Origin of the sequence: Streptomyces botrytidirepellens (assembly GCF_003721215.1) — a bacterium.
Taxonomy (GTDB): domain Bacteria; phylum Actinomycetota; class Actinomycetes; order Streptomycetales; family Streptomycetaceae; genus Streptomyces; species Streptomyces himastatinicus.
Genome location: NZ_RIBZ01000134.1, coordinates 1 through 22,153 on the forward strand (window position 1 = coordinate 1; position 22,153 = coordinate 22,153).

Genomic DNA, 22,153 nt, shown 5'->3' on the forward strand with positions numbered 1-22,153 from the left:
AGCCAGAAGTCACACTCAGGCCAACGGACGCCCTTCGCCATGGTCGCGGCCAGCCCAGACATCGGACTCATTCATCTAGGGGGTGTCCGTAAAGTCGCGTTGGATCAGCCCGCGGCGTCTGGTGCGTGCGATCGCAAGGCGGAGGGTCGCCCTCGTAGTGGGCCTACTCGAGTGATCCCGACAACGCAGCGAGCGTGCGTGCCAGGCGTCGCGGGCCCGACGGGACTTTGCGGGCACCCCCTAGGACTTAGGGGCGCTTCGGCGGGCCGTCACCGCTTCGACGAACTCCGCCGGCGGAAGGTAGGAGTGCGCGGTGACGTAGTGGTGGACCAGATTCGGGGCGATCAGCCACCTGCCGTTCTGGTCCACGACCCGCACTTCGGCATTCCCGAGGACGACTTCCCGAGTGCCGACGGTGATGCTCACCGGGTATCCGGGGTCCTGCTGGTGCGGAAGTTGGCAGGGGAAAAGGCCGCGCATGGCGTTACGGGAATCGTCCCGGCACAGCAGCGCCAGCGACTGGACGAATTCCGCCGGTGCCTCGCCGCGCGGGAATTCGGAATCCTTCTCCAGCCAGCCGACGTTGACCGCCTCGACCCCGTACGGGACCGTTCCGGGACTGTATGCGTACGGGGAGCCGTCCTCGTACCGTGTCACAGCAGTTCCTCTCTGAATACGTGAGGGGCTCAATCCATGAGGGATCGGCAAGCGGCCCAGTGTACGCGGCCCATGTTGGGCTGGAGCAGATGGGAAAGGGGTGTCGCTTTGTCCACGGTGACGGGCGTTCCCTCGATATTCAGGCCCTTGGGCGGGAAGAGGGTGTAATCCGGCAGATGTTCGCCGGGCCCGTAGACCCGTACCGGGGCGGGATTTCCGGTCTCGATCTTATTGCCCAGGGCATCCGAGATGGTTTCCCCGTGCCTGCTGTAGAGCGCGACGTGCGTTCCCTCGGGCACGGTGGTCAGCACGCCGTGCTGCGCGGAGATGCCGCCGTGGCCGCTGAGCACCACTTCGCCGTCGGGGCGGCCGAACGGGCCGGGGCTGGGGCCGAAGGTGCCCTGCGGGGGCTGCTCGTGGGGGAGCTTGGGGCACAGGCCCAGCGGGTCGATCGCCGCGTGCGGGTTGGTGACGTACGCGGCGGGGTTGGGGGCGGCCTCCAGGCCGAGCGGGTCCGGGGTGGCGTAGCGGGCCGTCTCCGGGTCGTAGTACCGGTGGTGGTTGTAGTGGAGGCCGGTTTCCGGGTCGTAGTACTGGCCGGGGAAGCGCAGCGGGGTGTACGCGGTGCTGTGCCGGGACCAGGTGGTGGTGCCCCACAGGGTGGCGCGGGTGCGCCAGGCGATCTCGCCGGATTCGTCGACGAGTTCGCTGGGGGTGCCCACCAGGTCGGTGACGATGCCGAAGAAGCGCTGGTCGATCTCGGCCTGGGTGGTGGCGTCGGTGATGCGCTCGGTCTGGGCCACCGGGCGCAGGCCCTCGTGGTCCCAGGTGAGCGTCACCGGGTCGGGCAGCCCGGGGGCGGTGGTGGTCTGCTCGACGAGGGTGCTGCCGTCCCAGGTGAAGTCCACGCGCTCGACGGCGGTGACGCCGTCGTCGCCGAGGCGCAGCTTGGCGAGGCGGCGGCCGAGGGGGTCGTAGAGGTAGCGCCAGACGGTGCCGTCGGGGGTGGTGACGGAGGTCAGCCGGTCCTCGGCGTCCCAGGTGTAGCGCCAGGTGTCGGGCTTCTTGGACAGCCGGTTCTTCTGGCGGAGGGTGATGCGGCCCGCCGCGTCGTGTTCGTAGCGGACCCGGCCCGCGCGGGCGATCCGGGTGCCCCGGTATGCGCGCGGGCCCGTCGCGTCGGCGCCGGGGAGCTGGTCGGGCCAGGAGGCGTGGGTCTGGTTGCCCGCCTCGTCGTACGCGTAGGTCTCGGTCCAGTTCTCGGCGTGGACGGCGGTGACGCGCCCGGCGGCGTCCACGTCGAAGTGGCGGGAGCCGCCGAGCCGGTCGTCGAGGCCGACCAGGTGGCCGTCGGCGCGGTAGGTGTAGGCGCGGTGCTGGAGGGGCCGGGCGGAGGGGCCGGTGACGGTCTGCTCGGCCAGTCGGCCCGCCGGGTCCCAGACCTGGGCGATGGTGAGGCCGTCGCCGACGTGGCGGCCGGTTTCCCGGCCGAGGGCGTCGCGGTCGAAGGCGAGGGTGTGGCCGCAGGTGGTCAGCGCGGTGCGGTTGCCCGCCGCGTCGTAGGTGAACGTGGACGTGGCGCCGGAGGGGGTGGTCCGCCCGGTGCGCCGCCCGAGCGCGTCGTACGTGTGGGTGAGGGTGCGGCCGCCGACCAGCTCGGAGGTGAGACGGCCCGCGGCGTCCCGCCGGAAGACGGCCTCGCCGTCCGGCCCGAAGGCGGTGGCCAGTCGGCCGACCGGGTCGTAGGAGTAGGTGGTGACCTGGCCGGCGGCGTCCTTGCGGACGATCCGGCCGGTGGCGTCGCGCTCGAAGGAGACCGTCTGGCCGAGCGGGTTGGTACGGGAGACCAGCTTGCCGGAGGCGTCGTACGCGTACTCCAGGGTCCGGCCGTCGAAGTCCGACTCGGAGAGCGGGCGGCCCGCCGGGTCGTAGGTGTAGCTCCAGGTGAGGCCCTGCGGGTTGGTGACCCGGGTGAGGCGCAGTTCCTTGTCGTGGGTGAACTCGTAGCGGGCCCCGTCCGGGCCGGTCTGGGCGACCAGCTGGTCGAAGTGGGCGTACTCGAAGGAGGTCACCCCGCCGTTCGCGTCCACGTGGGCCGTGCAGTTGCCCTCGCCGTCGTAGGTCCAGCGCTGTTCGGCGCCGTCCGGGGCGGTGTGCCGGGCCAGCTTGCCCTCGGTCGTCCACTCCAGGCGGGTGGTCGCGCCGAGCGGGTCGACCACGGCGGTGGGCCGCCCGAAGGCGTCCCGGTGGTAGACGGTGACGGCGCCCAGCGGATCGGTGATCTCGACCGGCAGCCCGGCCGCGTCACAGCGCACCCGGGTGGTGTCCCCGAGCGGGTTGGTGATCGCGGAGAGGTGGCCGCGCTCGTCGTAGGTGTGGTGGGTGGTGTGCCCGGTGGGGTCGGTGAGGGCGGTGGGGTTGCCGCGCTCGTCGTACTCGTGGCGCCAGATCGCGCCGTCCGCCTCGGCGATCTCCAGGGGAAGGCCGAGGTCGTTGTAGGTGGAGGTCGACACGAACCCGGCGGCGTCGGTGACCCGGGTGCAACGGCCCTCCGCGTCGTACGCGTAACGGACGGTCCGGCCGAGCGGGTCGGTACGGGACAGCACTCTGCCGAAACGATCCTGCTCCGTCCGGACCGTATGGCCCGAGGCATCCGTCACGGCCACGATCTGGGACCGCTCGTTCACCACGTAGCGGCTGGTGTTCCCCTCCGCGGAGGTGACCGTGGTGACCCGGTGACCGGTGTGCGGGTCGGGCGCGCCGTAGTGGATGCGGGCCGCGAAGTGGCCCTCGGTGCCGCCCTCGGCGATCACCCGGTCGCGGTTGTCGTAGACGTAGTCGTAGGCGTGGCCGTTGGTGTCGGTCCACGCGATGATCCGGCGCTCGTCGTCATAGGCGAACCGCGTCGGGCGGCCGGAGGAGTTGGCGACCTCGGTGAGATCGCCCTCGGTGTAGCCGTACCGCACCAGCTCCTGGTCCGAGCCGTCCGGGGCGCCGCCCGCCAGGTGCAGGGCGGTGATCCGGCCGTCCCGCGTGGTCAGCTTCAGGTGGTAGCCGCCGTCGTGGACGATGGCGGCCGGGGCGCCGTCCGCGCCGTACTCGAACGTCAGCCGGTGCCCGTTGCGGTCGCTGATCTCCGCGATCGGCGCGTCGCCGTCGCCGCCGTCCGCCGGGCCGGTGAAGTACCGGACGCGGCCGGTGTCCGGCTCGGTGACCGTGAAGTCGCCCTCGGCGTTACGCTCCAGCGGCCAGCGCGGGCCCGCCTTCGGCAGGGTCGGCACGCCGGGTGCCGGATGAGGGTAGTCCAGCAGCAGCCCGTCCTGCTGGACGAAGACGACGCCCGCGGGGCCGATCTCCAACCGCTCGTCCGCGGTGCACGCCCACGACGGGCCGAACCAGCGGCCCGCCCGGTAGCCGGACATCCCCTGCCGGGTGAACGCCAGCGGCAGCACACCCGGCAGCGACACATCCGTCTGCGGCAGATACATCCGGCCGGTGGCCAGGTCCACCGGGTCGGTGGGCCCGGGGGTCTTGGCACCGTTCGGGATGGAGTGCGGCGCGTGGCCGTCCTTCGCCAGATGCGCGAGCCCGGACTCCACCTTGCTCGCGGTCGTGGCCGTCTTGGCGGCGGTTGCGGCGCCCTTGGCCGCGCCGAGCCCCTTGGTGCCGATCAGCTCGGGGAGGAGCCGTCCGATGCCCTCCGCCGGGTCCTTGGTGAAGGAGTCGTACATGCCCTTCAGCGCCCCGCCCGGGTTGTTGGCCATCTGGACCAGACCGGCCGCGGTGCTGTTGAGGTTGGTGACGTACTCGGCGGGGTGGGTGAGGTTGTACGGGTCGATCGGGTTCACCTGGCGGGCGAAGTTCACGACGCCCGCCGTGCCCTTGATGACGCCGCCCGCCAGGTGCGAGGCGTCCAGCTTCAGCCCCTCGAAGCCGTCCGAGACCTGCTCGCTGTACGACGGCTTCGCGGGCGCCTCGTCACGGGCCGTCTCCACCGACTTCTTGGCCGCGTCGTGCGCCTCGTTGCGCTGCCGCCGGGCCTCTTTCAGGATGTCCTCCGCCGCCTTGATGCCCTCGGCGCCCGGATCGTGGAACTCCCCGGGCTTGTCCGGCAGCGTGCTCGGATCGCGCTCGTCGGCGGGGAGGAGGTTGTACGTCATGGCGGCTGCGTTGTACGCGTCCACCTTGCTGTTGTGCGCCGAGCGGGCGTCGTCGGACGCCTTCTTCGCCGCCTTGTACTTGTCGATGGCCAGCTGCGCCTGCTGCTGCGCCCACTCGACCGTCCCGGCGAAGCGGCTCAGCGCGCCGCCCGCCTTCTCGCAGGCGTCGGCGGCCTTGTACCACTTCTTCGGCTCGACCGAGACCCTGCTGTAGAAGGCGTTCGCGAACACGCCCTTCATCATCTGGTCGGGGTCGACGCCCTTGAGGCCGCGGCCGACGTTGTTGAACGCCTTCGCGAAGTCGGTCAGGTGCTCGGCCGTGGACCGCAGCTTGTTGGGGTCGCCGTGGACCAGCTTCTTGGGGTCGTCGGTCTGGTCCAGCTGCCACTCGTCCACGTCGGCGCCGAGCGCGTCGGCGGCGGTGGCGCTCTTGTCGCGGACCCAGTCCGCGCCACCCTCCCAGCCGGCGTCGTCCAGCCGGTCCGCGGTCCAGCTGCCCGCGCTCTCGATGCCGTCGCCGACGTCCTCGACGCGGTCCTCGACGAAGTCCTCGACCGGGTCCGGTATGAAGTCGCCGAGGCCCATCAGTGGTCACCCCCGGCGGCGCCCTTACTTTGTTGCTGTTGCGCTTGGGCTTGGGCTTGGGCGCGTTCCTCCGGGGAGGGGCCGAACGTGTCGTCCACGGCCTGGTCGAACTGCCGGTCGTCGACCCCGGCGATGTCGTTCGCCAGACCGGTCTGGAAACCGCCGTACCCCTCGGTCGCCAGGCTGCGGCCGGTGTCCTTCCAGGTCTGGCCCATCTCGGCGCCCGCCTGCTTCCAGGACTCGGCGCTGTAGTCGGGCGCGTCGGGCCTGAGGACGTCGCCCCAGCTCTGCTTGGCGATCTCTTCCTCGGTGGCGTGCGGATTGCCGGTGGGGGAGAGGGCGTTCACGGCCACCTTGAACGTGCCGCCCCAGTACTGGTCCTCCTCCCAGGACGCGCCCGCCGCGATCCCCAGCCGGTTGGCGATCTCGTTGGCGTCCTGGACCAGGGCCCGTACGCCCCACTCCCAGCGGTCGCAGAACCCCTCGAACGCGTCGGCCAGACCGCCGCCACCGGCCTCCATCTTCGACATCGTCATGTCCTGGAAACCGCTGCCCTGGAGGGCGCCGGTCGAGCTGCCCACGTCCTTCAGCTCGCCGATCGCGCCGCGCAGGCCCTTGGTGATGAGGGCGACGGACTCCTGGGTGACCTTGAAGTCGGCGTTGCCGCCGCCTCCTCCGCCGCTCATCGGTTGGTCTCCGGGGCGGTGCCGGTGTCGGTGGTGGCGTTGGCCTTGGCCTTGTCGGTCCTGGCTTCGGCTTCGGCCCGGATTTCGGCGGCCTCGGTTTCGGTGAGGTCCACCGCCACCTCGTCCGGCACGATCCCCTTCACCGGCGGGAACATCATCGAGCCGTCCTCGTCGGCCACATCCAGCGCGACCCCCGCCGGACCGTCCATCGCGGGGACCAGCACATCCAGCAGCCGGGCGCCCAGTACGGTCGCGAACTCCCACTCCTCGCGCGCCGCGCCGCGGGCCTCGGCGAAGCGGGCCAGGGCGAATTCGTCCGTAAAGGCGTAGATCCAGTGGATTCCGCCGTACGTCGCCGTCATGAAGTCGTCGTCGACCAGCGGGACCAGTACCGCGGTGCGCCGGAACTCGCCCACCATGGCGGTGGGGTCACCTGATCCGTCCCGGACTGCCGCTATATGTTCCACCAGCTCCACTGTGGACCCCCGTGTTCCGTTCCGATCGCGGTTACGGTAACGCAGGGGGCGGGGCGCCGGAACGGAAGAGGGGGTTTCTCACAGGGGTCGTGCGCGTCAGGCTCCTACTGTTCCGTCGACGCCCTCGCGGAGGAAGTCGGCGTGGCCGTTGTGGCGGCCGTACTCCAGCAGTACGTGGGTCATGACCAGGCGCAGCGTCATGTCCTTGCCCCAGCGCTCGCTGTGCACGACGACGTCCAGCGACTCCGCCTCCCGCTCGATGCGGCGCGCGTGCTCCACCTCGCGCTGCCAGGCGTCGAACGCCTCGGTTCTGGTGGCCTTCGTCGCGTCGTACGCCACCTGGTAGTCGCGCTGGTCGGACCAGACGAGGGGGATGTCCTCGCGGTTCACGACGATGCGGAACCAGGTGCGTTCCACCTCGGCCATGTGGCGGACGAGGCCGAGTAGGGAGAGTGTCGAGGGTGGCATCGACTGTTGCCGTAGCTCCTCGTCGGAGAGGCCGTCGCACTTCAGGGCGAGGGTGGCGCGGTGGAAGTCGAGGAAGCCGCGGAGGGTTTCGCGTTCCCCCGCGATGAGGGGTGGGCCGAGGCGTTCGGTGGCCATGGCGGTGGGTCCTCTCAGGGGGGTGTTTGGGACAACGATCAGTGTTCTGGGGCTTGGGGACAACCGATTTCGTGGGCGGGGGGCTTTCCCTCACCCCGCCCCTTCCCGAAACCGGGGCTGCGCCCCCGCACCCCCGCTCCTCAAACGCCGGAGGGGCTTGGAGGGCGCGGCTCAAGCGCCGGGGGCTGGCTGGATGGTGCGGGGGCCGGAGGGGTGGAGGTGCGGGTTCGGCGCCCGGGTGGACACCCTCTGGCTGCGCCGCACCTGCGCCCGCTACCGCTTCTGCGCGGCCCGCAGGGGCCGGACGACGCGGCGCCCGGACGGGCTGGATGGTGTGGCGCAAGGGCCGGGGGCTGGCTGAATGGTGCGGTGCCCGGGTGGGCTGGACGGTGTGGGGTTGTAGCTCAAGCACCGGAGGGGGACTGGACGGTGCGCGGTGCCCGGAGGGGATGGGGCGGCTCAAGCGCTGCGGGGCTTGGAGGGCGCGGCTCAAGCGCCGGGGGCTGGCTGGATGGTGCGGGGGCCGGAGGGGGGGAGGTGCGGGTTCGGCGCCCGGGTGGACACCCTCTGGCTGCGCCGCACCTGCGCCCGCTACCGCTTCTGCGCGGCCCGCAGGGGCCGGACGACGCGGCGCCCGGACGGGCTGGATGGTGTGGCGCAAGGGCCGGGGGCTGGCTGAATGGTGCGGTGCCCGGGTGGGCTGGACGGTGTGGGGTTGTAGCTCAAGCACCGGAGGGGGACTGGACGGTGCGCGGTGCCCGGAGGGGATGGGGCGGCTCAAGCGCTGCGGGGCTTGGAGGGCGCGGCTCAAGCGCCGGGGGCTGGCTGGATGGTGCGGGGGCCGGAGGGGGGGAGGTGCGGGTTCGGCGCCCGGGTGGACACCCTCTGGCTGCGCCGCACCTGCGCCCGCAACCGCTTCTGCGCGCGCGGCCCGGACGGGCCTGGTTGTGGGCAATCGTTCCGCGGGGCGGAACGGGTGGGCACAACCGGCCACCGGGCCGCACCCGGCGATGAAACCCCGGGGCCCCGCCGGCCGTGGCCGCTGTCCGCCCGCCGGGCCGCGCCCGGCGACGAGAGCCCGGGGCCCCACCGGCCGTGGCCGCCGTCCGCCACCGGGCTGCACCCGGCAACGAAAGCCCGGGACCCCACTGGCCGTGCCGCCGTCCGCCACCGGGCCGCGCTCGGCGACGAAAGCCCTGGACCCCACCCGACCACCGCTGACCTGCGGAAGGGGCCCCGGCAGGAATATCGGGGACCGGGCCCGGGGTTACGGACGCATGGGTACGAGCACTGTGGAACTCACCAAGGACAACTTCGACGAGATCGTCTCCGACAGCGACTTCGTCCTGATCGACTTCTGGGCCTCCTGGTGCGGCCCCTGCCGGATGTTCGCGCCGGTTTACGAGAAGGCCGCGGAGCGCCATCAGGACCTGATCTTCGCGAAGGTCGACACCGAGGCGCAGCCCGAGCTGGCTGCGGCGTTCGACATCCAGTCGATCCCCACGCTGATGATCGTGCGCGACAACATCGCCGTCTTCGCCCAGCCCGGCGCGCTGCCCGAGCAGGGGCTGGAGGAGGTCATCGGGCAGGCCCGGGATCTCGACATGGACGCGGTCCGGGCCTCCGTCGCCACGCCCGCGAGTGATGGCTGACCTGGTGCTGATCCGGCACGGCGAAACCGAGTGGAGCCGGACCGGGAAGCACACCAGCTGGACCGACCTGCCGCTGACGGCACGCGGGGAGGAGCAGGCGCGGGCGCTGCGTCCGCTGCTGGCGGGGCGCAAGATCGGGTTGACGTTGGTGAGCCCGCTCGGGCGGGCCGTGGAGACGGCCCGCCTCGCCGGGCTCGACGACGTACGCACCGAGCCTGAGCTGCACGAATGGGACTACGGGGGGTACGAGGGGGTCACCACCGCCGAGATCCACGAGACCCGCCCGGGCTGGGAGCTGTGGACCGACGGGGTGGCCCCGGGCGACGCCGACCACCCCGGGGAGTCGCCCGGGCAGGTCGGGGCGCGGGTCGACCGGGTGCTGGCCAGGATCGAGCCGGAGCTGCACCAGGACGGCGGGGACGTCGTACTCGTGGCCCACGGGCATGTGCTGCGGGTGCTGACCGCCCGCCGCCTCGGGCTGCCGCCGTCCGCGGGGGCGCTGTTCCGGCTGGAGACCGCGACCGTCAGTCGACTGGGAACCGAGCACGGGCGTCCGGTCGTCGTGGCGTGGAACGTAGGCTCGGAGCCGTAGGTCCCGTAAGTTCCGTACGAGTCCCGTAAGAGTTCCGTACGAGTTCCGTACGCCACCGAGCAGAGGAAGCAGGGAACAGCGAGCATGGCTACGACGCGTACCGCGCACACCGTCTGGCAGGGCAATCTGGCCGAGGGCAAGGGGACGGTCACCTTCGACTCGTCCGGGATCGGAGAGCAGCCCGTTTCCTGGCCGTCGCGGGCCGAGCAGGCGAACGGGAAGACCAGCCCCGAGGAGCTGATCGCCGCCGCCCACTCCAGCTGCTTCTCCATGGCGCTGTCGCACGGCCTGACCCAGGCCGGTAACCCGCCCACCCAGCTCACCACCCAGGCCGAGGTCACCTTCCAGCCGGGCACCGGCATCACCGGGATCCACCTGACGGTGGAGGGCACGGTCGAGGGGCTGGACGAGGCCGGGTTCACGGCGGCCGCCGAGGACGCGAAGAAGAACTGCCCGGTGAGCCAGGCGCTCACCGGTACGGAGATCACGCTGACGGCGAAGCTGGCCTGACGTCCTCCACCCGCTGGAGCAGTCCCCAGGTGAACTCCGCCACGTAGTGGCGGAGTTCACCGCTTTCTGTGTCGGCAGGGGCGTCGAAGGCCAGCCGGGAGCGGGTCGGCGCCGAGCCCTCCATCGGCCGCGCGGGCGGGAAGGCGCGCGCCACGTCGTCCACCGTGCAGGACCAGGGGGAGAGGTCGGCGGCCGTGTGCAGGGCGGGCGCGGGTGCGCCGGGGGCGCGGACCAGCCACTCGTTCCACACCGCGCCGCCCGGCGCGGTCAGCACCTCGAACCGCAGGTCCGGCCACAGCGGAACCGGCCAGCTCAGCGCGTCGCACGTCAGATCGCCGATCCGGCGCCGCGCGGTGGTCTCGGGCGGGCCCAGCACCGAGCGGTAGCGGGCGACGGCGGGGCGCCGCCGCGGCGAGCGCTGCATCGCCTGCCAGCGGCGGTTGGCCTCGCGCATCACGGCACGCCCGTGGCCCAGCTCGCGCAGCGCGTCCTCGACCATGCCGGGCTGGTGGTCGGCCATGCGGCGCAGCAGGACGAGGACGAAGGGGAAGGGGGCGGGGAACGCGTCGGGTGCGGAGTCCATGGATCCATCGTGGCGTACGAGCAGCGTCAAGGAGTGTCAAGGAGTGGGCCGCTTCGTCAGCCGTTCGTGTTCCTCGTCCGGTACCCGTTCCCCGGACGACGGCAGCAGCTGCGGTACGCCGTCCACGATCGGGTAGCGGCGGCGCAGCCGCGGGTTGTACAGGACGTCCTCGGGCAGCAGCAGGGTCAGCGGGCCCTTGTCGAGCGGGCAGGCCAAGATCTTCAGGATCGGGTCGTCGGGGGTCATCTCAGCGCTCACTTCCTTCCAGCTCGAGTGCCGCGTCGTGGCGGGGGAGGGTCAGCAGGACGCACACCGCCAGCGCCGTCCCGCCGAGCCGCAGCGCGAGCCGCCACGGCTCGTGCGGCAGTGGCTCGCCGAACGCGACCGTTCCGCACACCACCGTGAACACGCAGGTCACCGTCGTGCACACCGGCACGATGAGCGACGCGCGGCAGCGCTGGAGCGCGGCCTGCGACAGCACCAGGCCCGCAGCGCCGGTGAACAGCAGCAGATACGGATACGGGCCGCGCAGCAGCGTGAGCGCCAGGGAGCCGAGCCCGTCCGTCGTCAGCAGCCCGGACACGCCCTTGATGGCGAGCGAGCTGACCCCGTACAGCAGCCCGACCGCCACCCCGTACTCCACACCGGTCGGCGGCCGCCTCCCGGGGCGGTGGGCGCGCCACTCGGCGGCGCCGTACAGCCACACCCCCGCCACCAGGGACGGGACGCAGAGGGCGAGCAGTGTCCCGGTGGCGGCGGTCCGGCTGACGTCGCCATCACCCCGTAGCGATGCCACCACCATCACCAGGGCGCACAGGATCAGCCCGATCCCGGCCCGTTCGCGGCCGGTGGTCCGCTCGCCCAGCACCCGGGAGGAGAGCAGCAGGAGCAGCACCAGACCGGACACGAACAGGCCCTGCGCGGCCGCGATCGGCAACGTGCGGTACACCACCAGCTGCGCCGCGAACCCCGCCGCGAGCGCCGCCGAACCGGCCAGCCACAGCGGGCTCCCCAGCAGCAGCCGCAGCAGCCGTGCGGGGCGGGTCGTGCTCAGCGGCGGCAGAGCGGAAAGGGCACGTTTCTCCAGGACGAAACCGGTGCTGTACGCCACGTTCGCGAGCAGCGCCGCCATCACACCCCACCCCATGCGCCCTCCCTCCGCCGCGCGTGCACCAGCAGGATCGACGCCAGCGACGGCACCCGGCACACGGCCCGGTCCAGCGGCCGCAGGACCCGCGGTACGCCGTGGAACGGCGCCCCCGCGAGGCGTACCACCTCGAAACCGGACGCGGTGAGGAAGCCGCGCAGCGCCCGCGCCGTGTACAGCCGCAGATGGCCGACGACCTCGCGGCCGGGGCGGCCGTGGATGCCCCGCAGGCTGACCTCCGAGAACACCGGCTGCACCCCGGCCAGCAGCAGCCCGCGGTTGTACCAGGCCGCCAGGTTGGGCGTGGACAGCAGCAGATGGCCGCCGGGGCGCAGGACGCGGCGTATCTCGTCCAGCGCCGCGTCCGGGTCGACCAGGTGCTCGACCACTTCGCTGAACACGCACGCGTCGGCGCTCCCGTCGGCGAACGGCAGCCCGCCGTCGGTGAGTTCGCCCCGTACGACGGGCAGCCGTCGCGCCGCGCGGCGCAGCGCGTCCTGCGACCAGTCGACGCCGATGAGGCGGTGGCCGCGGAGGAAGGGGAGGGCGGTGGCGGCGGCGGTGCCGTCGCCGCAGCCGATGTCGAGGATGGTGGCGACTGTGTTCCCCTCGGTGTTGAGCGCGTGTGCCAGCATGCGCGCCTGGCGGCGGCTGCGGTCCGGGCCGGACGCCACGGGGACGGCCGGGTTCTCGTAGAAGTCCCGGAGCGCCGGGCTCATGCCGTGTTTCCCGGGTGTGCTCGCGCGGTGGCGGCCAGCGCGCGCTGGAAGAGGCCCGCGAGCCCCGCCCCCGCAGCGTCGTCCAGCAGCGCCCGCGACCAGCGCAGCGTCACATGCAGCCGCCCACCGGTCGAGGCCGTCGTCACCGTCAGCCCGCGGGGCATACGGGCCGGGGCCGAGAACCATACGGCGGTGGCCCCGCCCGCCTCGCCGAAGTCCAGCGCGTACGGGATGCGGCCGATGTTGCTCAGCAGGGTCGTGGAGGTCCACGGCCCGGCCGCCCGCCGCAGCCCCCGCGTCACCGCCGCCCGCAGCCCGACGGGTACGGCGGGCACCGTGAGCAGTGTCCCCGCCACCCCCAACTGCGCCCCCGGCGCGGCCTTCAGCGCCCGGGTGCGGGCCGCGGTGCGGCGCAACAGCCGCGCCACCGCCGCCGGATCGGGCGTCTCCCGCGTAAGCAGGCTTACGTCCGCCCGCTCCTCGGGCCCGAACCCGACCTCCACGAGCCGGGTGCCGTTGCCGATGGCCATCCCCGACGCGCCGCGCGGCCGGTCGTCCACGGGCATGGTGATCCGTACGGGGGCGGGCGCGCGGCCGTGCACCTCGTTCCAGCGGGCGGCCATCAGGCAGGTGGCGACGAGGAGTTGGTCGTTGACGGTGGGACCGCCGGGCGTTCGCGGCGGTACGGGCAACTCGGAGAGCAGCATGGCGTTGCCGGTGCGGGGGGCGTGGGTGTCCTTGGCGATCCGTACGGGCCGGGCGAGCCCGCGCGTGCCGGACCGGTCGGGCACGGTCGGAGGCGGCGGGGATGAGGTGTTCGGGGCGCCCGGGGTGTCACCGCCGCCGTACACGGCGGCGGCGGTGGCCAGCACCCGCAGACAGGACGGCCCGTCGAGCGCGGTGTGGTTGACGGTGAGGACCAGCACACAGCCGGTACGGTCCGGCTCGGTCACCACCTCCAGCCGCACCGGAGGCGACGCCGTCAACGGCGGGCACACCGCGAGCGCCCGCTCCCGCGCCCGGGCGAGGGCGTCGGCCGCGCACGGCGGGAAGCTCACCGGCTCGACGTCAGGCCCGTCTGTCACCTCCCACTCGTACCGCCGCCGCCACCACCGCCCGGGCGCCTCCCGCACCAGAATCCGCGGATGCCGCCGCAGGGCCTCGCGGAACGCCTCCCGCAACCGCCCGGGCTCGGGCCGCCCCGGCAGGTGCACCTCGATGTGCACGGTTTCGGGCTCGTCGTCCTGGAGACAGTGCCGGGAGATCTCGTCGACGGTGGGGAACGGGATCCGCCGCGGGGAGCCCTGCGCGGGCGAGGCGGAACCGCCGCCGGTGCCCCCGTACAGCGCGGTCATCGGCCCCCGCCTTCCGGGCGCGCTGCCGGAGGTGGCGTCGTCCCGTCACCGGTTGCGGCATCGCTCGCGGGTGGCGCGTGTTCGAGGGGCGGGGTGATGAGGGTGGGCGCCTCGTCGTCGGTCGCGTGGCGGGGTGGCTCGCCGCCGCTCGGGGTGGTGGCTACGGGGCCGTCCGCGCGGGGCGGGGTCGTCACCACCGCTGCCGTCAGGGCCAGCAGGGCCAGGGCCTGGGCTGCTCCGCTGAACGCGCCCTCGTTCGCCGCCGCCGGTTCACCCGCACCCGTGGCGGCCACGACCGTCGCGGCGGCCATCGCCGTCAGGGCCGTCGGGGCGAGCCAGGCGGGGCGGTACCAGGCGAGGAGGGCCAGGGCGGGGACGGCCAGGGCCGGCCAGCCCGCTACGGCGATCATGACTGCCGTCAGGGCTGCGGTGCCGAGTATCCAGCCAGGCGCCGGGACCGGCGCAGGCGCGGCCTCGGGCTCCAGCTCGCGGCGGCGGGCGAACGCCAGGGCCGCCAACACCAGCACCGCGGCCGCGCCGCCGATGAGGCCCGCGAGGTACGTCGTCGCGGGTTCGTACGTGAGCGTGACCGTGCCGCCCTGGCCCGCCGGGACGAGGAAGCCCTGCTGCCAGCCGTCGATGCGCAGCGCAGTGAGGTCGCGGCCGTTCAGCGTGGCCTTCCAGCCGTCGTTGTGGTTCTCGTACGTCTGGAGGTAGACGGCCTGGCCCGCGGCGACCTCGACCGTTCTGCGGTCGCCCGACCAGTCCTTCGCCCGGACGGTACGGGTCTCCGACGCAGGGGCGGCGGGCTTGCCGCGGGTCAGGGTCACATCGGTCAGCGCCAGCGGCCCCGCGTCGCCCGCCTCCACCGTGTGGCGGCCGGTGTCCAGCCGTAGCTTGCTGCCCTTGGCCTCGTCACCGCACAGCTCGACCTCCACCGGACGGCGTTCCGTCAGATCCCGGATCCGCCCCGACGCCTTCGTGGCGTGCAGGGTGCCGTCCACGGACAGCGCCGGGCCCTGGCCGCAGGGCAGGGAGAAGCGGGCCTGCGGCGAGGGCGGGGTGGTGCGCAGCGTGTTGCCCAGCTCGGGGAGGTACAGCTCGCTCAGACCCACCGGGAGCTGCAACTCCTGCCCGGCGACCGGGTTGTGGAGGGTCAGGGGCGCGGTCTTGCTGATGGTGATGTCGAGCCGGTCGGTGGTGATGGCGGGGAAGCGGGCCCAGCCGTTGGCGTCGACTCCGGCGGTGGCGGCGCCGTCGGGGGAGTTGATGAGCACTTCCTCGGGGCGGGTGGAGAGGCCGCCCGCCGCGGCGAGCACGATTTCGCTGATGCGTTTCTTGCCCGGCCAGCGCAGGTGCAGGACGGGCGAGTCGCCCGCGATCCACGCCGTGGTGATGTCGCCGTCGATGAGGTTGCGGGCGCCGAGCGCGGTGCCGGTCCGGCTGGTGGAGTCGGCGGTGATCTCGACGCGGGGCCGCTGGCCGGGCGCCACCTGGGCGAGCAGGGTGTCGAGCGCGCCGCCGGGGACGGCGAGGGCCTGGCCCGCGATGGCGTACGTACCGCCGTTCCCGGTGCGGAACTGGCGGTGCAGCCCGACCTCCGCCGAGGCGGGGGAGAGGCCGCCGGGGTCGGCGGACCGGTGCAGCGAGACGACCTCGGCCGCGGCGTCGCTCCGCTCTGCGTCGGCCGGGAGCGACAGCAGCCGGGTGACCTGTACGCCCGGCACGGACACCTCGGAGAACCCGGCCCCCGAGAGGCCCGGCTTGGGCGTCTGGGTCCCGGTGATGGTGATCTTCAGCCACTTCGCCGGGCCGGACGGGACCTTGACGGACTGTGCGGTGCCGTGCGGCTGGAGCGGGCTGTCCGCCGACCCGTTGTCGGTCTCGACGCGTACGGAGGTGGGCGCGGCGCGCATGCCGTCGCCGGGCAACGGGGTGAGCTGGATGGAGTCCGGCAGGCGCAGGGTCTGCGCGAACTCGATGCGCAGCCACTGCCCCACCGGTTTGCCCGCGCTGCCCTCGGCCCACGCCGTGTCCGGGTTGCCGTCGAAGGCGCCGACGGGGTCGTACTGCGGCAGGTGGAACAGCCAGTTGCCGCTGCTGGAGGCGGTCACCGAGAGCGCCCCGCGCAGCGTGGCGGTCGTCTGGTGCCCGGTGCCGCTCTTCGGCAGGATCTGGCGCGGCGTGTCGCCCGGGTCCGTCAGGCTGCCGGACGGGTTCCGTTCGTCGGCGGTGTACGTGTACGAGGTGTTGGAGTTGACGAGCCCGAAGCGGGTGTCCGCGCGCCGCATGCCGTCGCCGGTCGCCTGCAACGCGGGGGTCCCGGTGCCGGGGTGGCGGTCGCCGGTGAGGACGGTGGGCCGGTCGGTCATCGAGGGGTCGGCGGAGAGCTGGAGCAGGGATTCGGGGCCGCCGCTGACGGTGGCCGTGGCGGACACCGGCTTCGCCGCCACCGCCCCCGGCCGCGCCGCGCCCTCGGGCCGGTAGATCTCGACGGCCTGGCGCCGCGGAAACAGCCCCTGCACCTGCACGGGGGTGTTCGCCGCGATGCGGCCACCCGTCATGAGCGGACCGAACCCGGCGGCCTTGCGGTAGCCGGAGGCCTCCAGGGTGCGGGCGACGGTCTGCGGCGGGACGTAGCCGATCTGGTCCGGGTCGAGGTCGTTGCGTACGACGACCTCGTGCAGCCCGGCCCGGGCGAGGAAGTCCCGCAGCCCCGGCACCTCGCCGCCGCTGAGCAGCGCCTGCTCGACGGCGTCCATCGCGCGCCGCGATCCGGCGGTGCCGAAGGGCACGAAGTCGCGCTGCGCCCAGCGGGACTCCGCGAGGACGTCGAGCGGCTGGTCGATGGGGCTGCCCCAGGTGTAGAGACCGTGCGCGGTGGCGGGAACGACGAGGGCGCGGCTCTGCGCGGCGTGGTCGTCGAGCCAGTCGGCGGTCTTCTCCCAGTAGGCGGGCAGCGCGGAGAAGCGGCCCGGCTGGAGCACCGTCCCGTTGAGGTACGGCCAGGCGAGCGCGGGGAGGAGCAGCAGGGCCAGCACCCCGGGGAGGAAACGGCGGCCGGGGAACCGGCGCCCGACGGTGAGCACGTGCATGAGTCCGAGGGCGAGGGCCAGGGCGAGCCCGGTCTGGAACTTGTAGATGTTGCGGAACGGCCGCAGCCACCCGTCCAGCCACCCCTGCACCATCTCGTGGAACGGCCCGCCGAGCGTGCCGCCGTACCCGGCGAGGGTGATCAGCGCGACGGACAGCACGACGAGCAGCAGCCACCGCCGCTCGGGCAGATCGCGCCGCGCCAGCCCGGCCAGCCCCAGCGCGGCGGCCAGCCCCGAGCCGAGGACGGCGACGACGGACGCGGCCACGGTCCAGCCGCCGGGCAGCCACGCCTCGCCGAAGTGCAGGTACGCCACCCAGTTGCCCGCGCCGCGCAGCGTCTCGGTGGCGGCCATGGTGGCGGTGGTGGTGTCGGCCTGCTCGATGTACGGCAGGAAGTTCTCGCCGTACACCCCGAGCAGCAGCAGCGGTACGACCCACCACAGCGTGGCCAGCACCACCCCCGGGATCCACCACCCCAGCAGCGCCCACCGGAGCCGCCCGGCGGGGCGGCTGAGCAGGTACAGCGCGACCGGCAGCAGCGAGGCGAGCGTGGAGGCGGCGTTGACGCCGCCCATGCAGGGCACGAGCAGCGCGGAGCGGGCGGCGGCGATACGGGGGAGGCTCGCCGGGTTGGTGAGCGGCAGCACGACCCACGGCAGCAGCGCGCCGGGGAGCGCGGCCGCGGAGGTGGAGCCGACGACGATGGTGAACACCGGCCACAGCGCGTACCCGGCCGCGCCCAGCAGCCGGGTCGCGGGCACCCCGACGCCCAGCCGCTCCGCCAGCCGCAGCGCACCCCAGAACGCCACCGTGACGATGAGGGACATCCACAGCCGCTCGGCGAACCACACCGGGATGTGGAGGAGGTGGGTGAGGGCGTAGTACGGAAGCATCGGGAACGCGTAGCCGACGTACTGGTCCGCGATCCCGCCGAACCCCGCCCGGTCGTGCCACAGCGAGCCGAGGTCGGCGAGGAAGCCGAACGGGTCGAGGACCACCGGCAGTTTGGTGTCGAAGCTCATCTTGCCGGGCGAGGGCGCGAGGAACGCCACCAGGACGGCGGCCCAGAACCCGAACAGCCAGCGCCGCCCGCGCGGCCGTTCACCGGGGGCGGGCGGCGGCGGGGCGGCCGGGGTGCGCACCTGGGGCGGGGACGGGACGACCTGGGTCATGGCGACCGCCTAAGGATCAGGAGGAGGTTCCACGTCGCGACCTCCCGCAGCCCCGGCACCCGCGTGACCGCCTCGGTGAGGAACGGCCAGTAGCGGGAACGCGCCGAGACCACGGTCACGTCCGCGCGGCTGCGGACGTGGCGCAGGACGGGGCCGATGTGGAGGGGGAAGAGGTTTTCGCCGAGCGTGTGCTTGGCGGCCCGGCCGGTGCGGCGCCGGTAGCGGGCGCGGGCCCGCTCGGCGCCCAGATAATGCCAGGGCGCCCACTCGTGGCCGCCCCAGGGGGAGAGCCAGTTGGTGTACGAGACGTAGATCAGCCCGCCGGGGCGGGTGACCCGCACCAGCTCGCTGAGGAAGGTGTACGGATCCGCCACGTGCTCCAGCACGTTGGAGGAGAACGCGATGTCCGCCACGCCGTCCGCGAGCGGCAGCAGATACCCGTCGGCGAGGACGGCCCCGGCGGGCGGGCGTCCCCGGGAGTGCAGCTCACCGGTGTCCGGCTCGAAGAGGTGGGCCTGGGCGCCGTGGCGGCGGAACTCCTCGGTGACGTGGCCGCTGCCGCCGCCCACGTCGACCACCACCCGCCCGCGCAGCGGCCCGGCGTACCGCGCCACTTGCTGCGCGGCGTCCCGGGCGAGGAGCCGGTAGCAGTGTTCGGGGTCGGTCTGTTCGCGCAGGAAGGCGCGGAAGAGGGCCACGGAGCGACGGATCGAGGGGTCCCGCACGGCCGCTCACCCCCAGGGTCTGAGGGACGGTGACAGGGGAGCCACGGGGACGGGCGGGAGCGGCGGCCCCGGTGGTGCCGACAGGTACGCCTCGGCGGCCACGGCCCGGAAGCCCCGTACCGTCGCGCTCCACCGGAACCGCTCCGCGCGCAGCCGCGCCGCCCGGCCCAGCGCCTCGCGCCGCTCCGGGCCGAGCGCGAGCGCGCACCAGGCGGCGGCGAACGAGCTCTCGCCCCGCGCCAGCACGCCCGTCACCCCGTCGTCGACGGAGTCGCGCAGCCCGGGGATGTCGAAGCCGAGCGTGGGCGTGCCGCGGGTGGCCGCCTCCATCACCACCAGGCCCCACCCTTCGATCAGGGAGGGGTGCAGCAGTAGCCACGCCTGGCACAGCAGCCGGTGCTTCTCCTCCTCGGTGACATGGCCGGTGAAGGTGACACCGGGTCCGGCCATCGCCTCCAGCCGGGCCCGTTCGGGGCCGTCGCCGACGATGACGAGCCGTCCGCCGGTGACCGGCCGCACCCGCTCCCACAGCCGCAGCAGCAGGTCGACGCGCTTGTACTCGACCAGCCGTCCCATCGCGAGGAACAGCGGCTCACGGGAGGCGGGCACCAGGGGCCCCGGTTCCTCGACCCCGTTGTGCACCACCCGGATCCGGGTCCGGTCGACGCCGAGGGAACGCAGCGCGGCGGCGGTGGAGTCGGAGACGGCCACCATGAGGTTGCCGCGGTGGGTGCCGGCGAGCGCCCAGTGTTCGAGGCGCCTGCCGAGCCGGGCGGCCGGGCCCCGGAAGCGCAGTTTCCACAGGTCGGTGTGGACGTGGTTGACCAGGCACAGGGTGGGGCCGCGATGCCAGAGCGGGGCCAGATAGGGCAGCCCGTTGCACACCTCGACCAGCAGATCGCAGGGGCCGACCCGGTGGGCCAGGGTGTGCGGGGTGCGCAGGAAGTGGCCCAGCTCGCCGAGGGTGCGCCCGTGGCCGCCCGCGGACACCACCTGGTAGCCGCGGGCGTCGGCGGGACCGCCGCACACCAGGGTGACCTGGTGGCCGTGGGCGGTCAGCCCCTCGGCGATCCGGTCCACCAGCAGCTCGGAGCCGCCGGCCGCCGGATTGCCGAGGTCGCGGCGGGCGAGGAAGACGATCCGGCGCGGGTCCGGTGTCGTGGTTTCGGGCACGGCGGTGGTGTTCGGGGCCGTGGGGGACGTTCGTACGTGCTGGGGCATGGCGGGGTGCTCCAACTCGTCTCAGGGTGCGGAGACTTCGTGGGAAGACTGCGGCTTCGTAGGAAGACTGCGAGGGGGGAGACGTGCCGAACCGGGGGTGTGCGATGGGGTGATGCTCGTGGGGTGGTCAGTTTTCGCTTCCTCGTTCGCCCCGGCTACTCACCGGCGTGACAAATTGCCCGCCCCCGGCCGCTGACGCTTCATCACATCGCGCAGTATCACTCCACACGCCGCCTCCCCCGCACCACCAGCACCGCTCCCGCCACCGTCAGTACCGCCCCGGCGATCCCCGCGGCCAGCGGTGCCGTCTCGCCGACCAGCTTCAGCCTGCGGTTGTCGTCCCTGGCCAGCTTCACCTGGCCGCGCTGGGTGGCCTCGGTGAACGCCAGCCCCTCGCCGCGCAGCAGCGTCACCCGGTCCCGGTGGCCACCGGGGGCGCGCAGGGTGACCTTGGGCGAGATTCCCGCGTAGATGATCCGGCCGGTGCGGCGGTCGGCCACCAGCTCGATGCCGGTGTTGGCGTACCACTCCTCGGCCTGCACCTGGCCCTGCTTGCCCCGCCCGACCAGCCGCCCGGGCACCTGGCGGGTGCCGGTGCGGGTGGGCCGCACGGTGCCGGTGAAGCGGTAGCCCTCGTACCCCTGGATCTTCGCGGTCCCGGCGAAGCGGAGCGGGACGGTGTCGCCCAGCGTGCTGTCCCACCAGCGGTACGTCTGCTTCTTCACATCGAACGGGAACTTCAGGTAGGCGTCCCCCTGGAACGGCCCCGGGGACTCGCCGCAGCAGTGCACCGGCTCGTTGGTGCGGCGGTCGGTGACCCAGCGCTCGGTCTTCCACTGGAAGGCCCGGCGCGGATCCCGCAACCGCAGGGTGCGCGGGGTGTCGACCGTCGTGGACACGTCCCAGACGGCGCGCCCGGTGCGGTCGCTGTCGTGGACGTCGCCGAGCACCCGGCGGGTGATGGTCAGCCGCTGGTCCCGCACCTCCTTGACGTCGCCTGTGTCGAAGTAGCTGCCCGGGCCGGTGAACACCGTGGTCACGTCGGTGTCGATCGGTGTGCGTTTCGCCCGCGGTTCGACGTACCAGGCCAGCAGGGGCGCGAGGACGAGGAGGAAGGCGCCGAGCCCGAGCGGGACCAGCGACAGCGGCCAGAAAGCGGATGAAGGGGGTGATACCGAGCGGCGCATGGCAGGCACTCCGTCTCGATGCGGCCGGATATTACCGGCGAGTCTTAGGCCCGGGACCGTAAGGGCAGGGTTGACGGAGTGTCAATCCTCCTTCCATGCTGGGGAGTTGCCGGGCCGGGCCGGTGCGCACGCCATACGGAAGGGGCTCACCGCGCCATGCCCAGACTGCTTGCCGCCGCCGTGACCTGCGTCCTCTCCGCCGCCCTCGCGGTCGCCGCGGCGCTCGGCATCGTCGCCCTGCTGGGCGTCACACCGGACCAGCCGAACGTCCCCCTCGTCACCTTCCCGACGTCCTCGGACACCTCCTCCGATGCCGATCCCGGCCCCACCGCGACCCCGGCGGGGAAGCGATAAGGGCTCCGGAGATGGCGTCGCCGTTACGTTCGGCCTGGCGGGAGGTGCCCCGGTCGCGGGTGCGCCACTTCGCCCGGCTCGCCCTGGACGAGGTGCCGGTCCTCGCCGAGGACATCTTCCGCGAGATCCGCCGCGAATACCCCAACCTGGTCATCGTCCCCGACGAAAGTGGCGAGCCGGTGGCGCTGGTGGGCATCCGGCGCGCCCTCGAACACTTCGTCCAGTACGTGTCCGACGGCTCCGGCGGCCCCCGTGAACACCCCGAGGTCTTCCAGGAGTTCGGCCGCGGCCAGGTGCAGCACGGCCGCAGCCTCGACTCGCTCCAGGCCATGTACCGGCTCGGCGTACGGCTCGCCTGGCGCCGCCTCGCCGAGATCGGCCAGCAGGTCGAGATCCCCGCGCCCGCCATGTACGAACTCGCCGAGTCCGGCTTCGAGTACCTGGACGGGCTGGTCGCCGAGTCCATGCGCGGATACGCCGAGGCCGCCGCGCGCCAGGCGGGGGAGCGGCTGCGGCTCCAGCGGCGGCTGCTCGACCTGCTCCTCACCGAACGCCCCCGCAAGAGCCCCGCCGACGCCGACGCCGACGCCGACGCCGACGCCCTCGCCGAGCGGGCGGCCCGGATCGGCTGGCCGCTGCCCGAGCGGGTCGCCGTCGCCGTCCTGCTGCGCCC

The 22,153-nt window shown here is 73.2% G+C and carries 19 protein-coding genes; 5 read left to right on the top strand and 14 right to left on the bottom strand.

Annotated features, from left to right (window positions below; translation table 11 throughout):
* Positions 1-240: 240 nt before the first annotated feature.
* From EEJ42_RS10190 to EEJ42_RS10210, 5 genes are all read right to left on the bottom strand, one after another.
* Positions 241-657, bottom strand: a complete 417-nt coding sequence (locus tag EEJ42_RS10190; RefSeq protein ID WP_123099640.1) for a DUF7919 family protein — start codon at positions 655-657, stop codon at positions 241-243.
* A gap of 29 nt (positions 658-686) precedes the next feature.
* Complete coding sequence (locus EEJ42_RS10195; protein ID WP_123099641.1) at positions 687-5,402, bottom strand: putative T7SS-secreted protein; 4,716 nt, start codon at positions 5,400-5,402, stop codon at positions 687-689.
* Complete coding sequence (locus EEJ42_RS10200; RefSeq protein ID WP_123099642.1) at positions 5,402-6,088, bottom strand: hypothetical protein; 687 nt, start codon at positions 6,086-6,088, stop codon at positions 5,402-5,404. Before EEJ42_RS10200 ends, EEJ42_RS10195 begins: the two co-directional genes overlap by 1 nt.
* Positions 6,085-6,555 (bottom strand): hypothetical protein, encoded by a 471-nt coding sequence (locus EEJ42_RS10205; RefSeq protein WP_342778270.1) that lies wholly within the window; start codon positions 6,553-6,555, stop codon positions 6,085-6,087. Before EEJ42_RS10205 ends, EEJ42_RS10200 begins: the two co-directional genes overlap by 4 nt.
* A gap of 105 nt (positions 6,556-6,660) precedes the next feature.
* Positions 6,661-7,167: a DinB family protein gene (locus EEJ42_RS10210; RefSeq protein WP_123099643.1), complete on the bottom strand. Its 507-nt coding sequence runs from the start codon at positions 7,165-7,167 to the stop codon at positions 6,661-6,663.
* A gap of 1,277 nt (positions 7,168-8,444) precedes the next feature.
* Here EEJ42_RS10210 and trxA point away from each other — a divergent pair.
* The 3 genes from trxA to EEJ42_RS10225 all read left to right on the top strand — a co-directional run bounded on the left by trxA (position 8,445) and on the right by EEJ42_RS10225 (position 9,921).
* Positions 8,445-8,819 carry a thioredoxin gene (trxA, locus tag EEJ42_RS10215; protein ID WP_123099644.1) on the top strand — a complete coding sequence of 125 codons (375 nt, stop codon included), beginning with the start codon at positions 8,445-8,447 and terminating at the stop codon, positions 8,817-8,819.
* On the top strand, positions 8,812-9,411 hold the full coding sequence (locus EEJ42_RS10220) for a histidine phosphatase family protein (protein WP_123099645.1): 600 nt from the start codon (positions 8,812-8,814) through the stop codon (positions 9,409-9,411). Before trxA ends, EEJ42_RS10220 begins: the two co-directional genes overlap by 8 nt.
* Positions 9,412-9,495: 84 nt before the next feature.
* Positions 9,496-9,921 (top strand): OsmC family protein, encoded by a 426-nt coding sequence (locus EEJ42_RS10225; protein WP_123099646.1) that lies wholly within the window; start codon positions 9,496-9,498, stop codon positions 9,919-9,921.
* Here the strand turns inward: EEJ42_RS10225 and EEJ42_RS10230 are convergent.
* The 9 genes from EEJ42_RS10230 to pgfA form a co-directional block, all read right to left on the bottom strand.
* The gene (locus EEJ42_RS10230) at positions 9,896-10,504 is read right to left on the bottom strand and encodes a hypothetical protein (protein WP_123099647.1); all 609 of its coding nucleotides are present in this window, start codon (positions 10,502-10,504) and stop codon (positions 9,896-9,898) included. The two genes, EEJ42_RS10225 and EEJ42_RS10230, sit on opposite strands and share 26 nt — an antisense overlap.
* Positions 10,505-10,540: 36 nt before the next feature.
* Positions 10,541-10,750, bottom strand: a complete 210-nt coding sequence (locus EEJ42_RS10235) for a Trm112 family protein (protein ID WP_123099648.1) — start codon at positions 10,748-10,750, stop codon at positions 10,541-10,543.
* Between the two features lies 1 nt (position 10,751).
* Positions 10,752-11,651 carry a hypothetical protein gene (locus EEJ42_RS10240; protein ID WP_184503019.1) on the bottom strand — a complete coding sequence of 300 codons (900 nt, stop codon included), beginning with the start codon at positions 11,649-11,651 and terminating at the stop codon, positions 10,752-10,754.
* Positions 11,636-12,370, bottom strand: coding sequence for a class I SAM-dependent methyltransferase (locus tag EEJ42_RS10245; protein WP_123099649.1), 735 nt, complete (start codon positions 12,368-12,370; stop codon positions 11,636-11,638). Before EEJ42_RS10245 ends, EEJ42_RS10240 begins: the two co-directional genes overlap by 16 nt.
* On the bottom strand, positions 12,367-13,725 hold the full coding sequence (locus EEJ42_RS10250; RefSeq protein WP_184503020.1) for a condensation domain-containing protein: 1,359 nt from the start codon (positions 13,723-13,725) through the stop codon (positions 12,367-12,369). Before EEJ42_RS10250 ends, EEJ42_RS10245 begins: the two co-directional genes overlap by 4 nt.
* Complete coding sequence (locus EEJ42_RS10255; RefSeq protein WP_123099650.1) at positions 13,722-17,993, bottom strand: alpha-(1->3)-arabinofuranosyltransferase domain-containing protein; 4,272 nt, start codon at positions 17,991-17,993, stop codon at positions 13,722-13,724. Before EEJ42_RS10255 ends, EEJ42_RS10250 begins: the two co-directional genes overlap by 4 nt.
* Positions 17,990-18,718: a class I SAM-dependent methyltransferase gene (locus EEJ42_RS10260; RefSeq protein ID WP_123099651.1), complete on the bottom strand. Its 729-nt coding sequence runs from the start codon at positions 18,716-18,718 to the stop codon at positions 17,990-17,992. The genes EEJ42_RS10255 and EEJ42_RS10260 overlap by 4 nt, the downstream gene beginning before the upstream one ends.
* A 6-nt stretch (positions 18,719-18,724) precedes the next feature.
* Positions 18,725-19,939: a glycosyltransferase family 4 protein gene (locus EEJ42_RS10265; RefSeq protein ID WP_123099652.1), complete on the bottom strand. Its 1,215-nt coding sequence runs from the start codon at positions 19,937-19,939 to the stop codon at positions 18,725-18,727.
* A 218-nt stretch (positions 19,940-20,157) separates the two neighbouring features.
* The gene (pgfA, locus tag EEJ42_RS10270) at positions 20,158-21,126 is read right to left on the bottom strand and encodes a cell envelope lipid trafficking protein PgfA (RefSeq protein ID WP_123099653.1); all 969 of its coding nucleotides are present in this window, start codon (positions 21,124-21,126) and stop codon (positions 20,158-20,160) included.
* Positions 21,127-21,282: 156 nt separating this feature from the next.
* On the opposite strand from pgfA, the gene EEJ42_RS10275 reads away from it, so the two are divergent.
* Complete coding sequence (locus tag EEJ42_RS10275) at positions 21,283-21,480, top strand: hypothetical protein (protein ID WP_123099654.1); 198 nt, start codon at positions 21,283-21,285, stop codon at positions 21,478-21,480.
* 11 nt (positions 21,481-21,491) lie between these two features.
* The coding region (locus EEJ42_RS10280) for a PucR-like N-terminal domain-containing protein (RefSeq protein WP_484422004.1) at positions 21,492-22,153 on the top strand (662 nt) is incomplete at its 3' end.

Excerpts from the sequence above, each read along its gene's own strand:
- EEJ42_RS10235 (WP_123099648.1), bottom strand. The coding sequence starts at position 10,750 with ATGACCCCCGACGACCCGATCCTGAAGATCTTGGCCTGCCCGCTCGAC.
- EEJ42_RS10200 (WP_123099642.1), bottom strand. The coding sequence starts at position 6,088 with ATGAGCGGCGGAGGAGGCGGCGGCAACGCCGACTTCAAGGTCACCCAG.
- trxA (WP_123099644.1), top strand. The coding sequence starts at position 8,445 with ATGGGTACGAGCACTGTGGAACTCACCAAGGACAACTTCGACGAGATC.
- EEJ42_RS10240 (WP_184503019.1), bottom strand. The coding sequence starts at position 11,651 with ATGGGGTGGGGTGTGATGGCGGCGCTGCTCGCGAACGTGGCGTACAGC.
- EEJ42_RS10210 (WP_123099643.1), bottom strand. The coding sequence starts at position 7,167 with ATGGCCACCGAACGCCTCGGCCCACCCCTCATCGCGGGGGAACGCGAA.
- EEJ42_RS10275 (WP_123099654.1), top strand. The coding sequence starts at position 21,283 with ATGCCCAGACTGCTTGCCGCCGCCGTGACCTGCGTCCTCTCCGCCGCC.
- EEJ42_RS10220 (WP_123099645.1), top strand. The coding sequence starts at position 8,812 with ATGGCTGACCTGGTGCTGATCCGGCACGGCGAAACCGAGTGGAGCCGG.
- pgfA (WP_123099653.1), bottom strand. The coding sequence starts at position 21,126 with ATGCGCCGCTCGGTATCACCCCCTTCATCCGCTTTCTGGCCGCTGTCG.
- EEJ42_RS10245 (WP_123099649.1), bottom strand. The coding sequence starts at position 12,370 with ATGAGCCCGGCGCTCCGGGACTTCTACGAGAACCCGGCCGTCCCCGTG.
- EEJ42_RS10250 (WP_184503020.1), bottom strand. The coding sequence starts at position 13,725 with ATGACCGCGCTGTACGGGGGCACCGGCGGCGGTTCCGCCTCGCCCGCG.
- EEJ42_RS10255 (WP_123099650.1), bottom strand. The coding sequence starts at position 17,993 with ATGACCCAGGTCGTCCCGTCCCCGCCCCAGGTGCGCACCCCGGCCGCC.
- EEJ42_RS10265 (WP_123099652.1), bottom strand. The coding sequence starts at position 19,939 with ATGCCCCAGCACGTACGAACGTCCCCCACGGCCCCGAACACCACCGCC.
- EEJ42_RS10230 (WP_123099647.1), bottom strand. The coding sequence starts at position 10,504 with ATGGACTCCGCACCCGACGCGTTCCCCGCCCCCTTCCCCTTCGTCCTC.
- EEJ42_RS10195 (WP_123099641.1), bottom strand. The coding sequence starts at position 5,402 with ATGGGCCTCGGCGACTTCATACCGGACCCGGTCGAGGACTTCGTCGAG.
- EEJ42_RS10225 (WP_123099646.1), top strand. The coding sequence starts at position 9,496 with ATGGCTACGACGCGTACCGCGCACACCGTCTGGCAGGGCAATCTGGCC.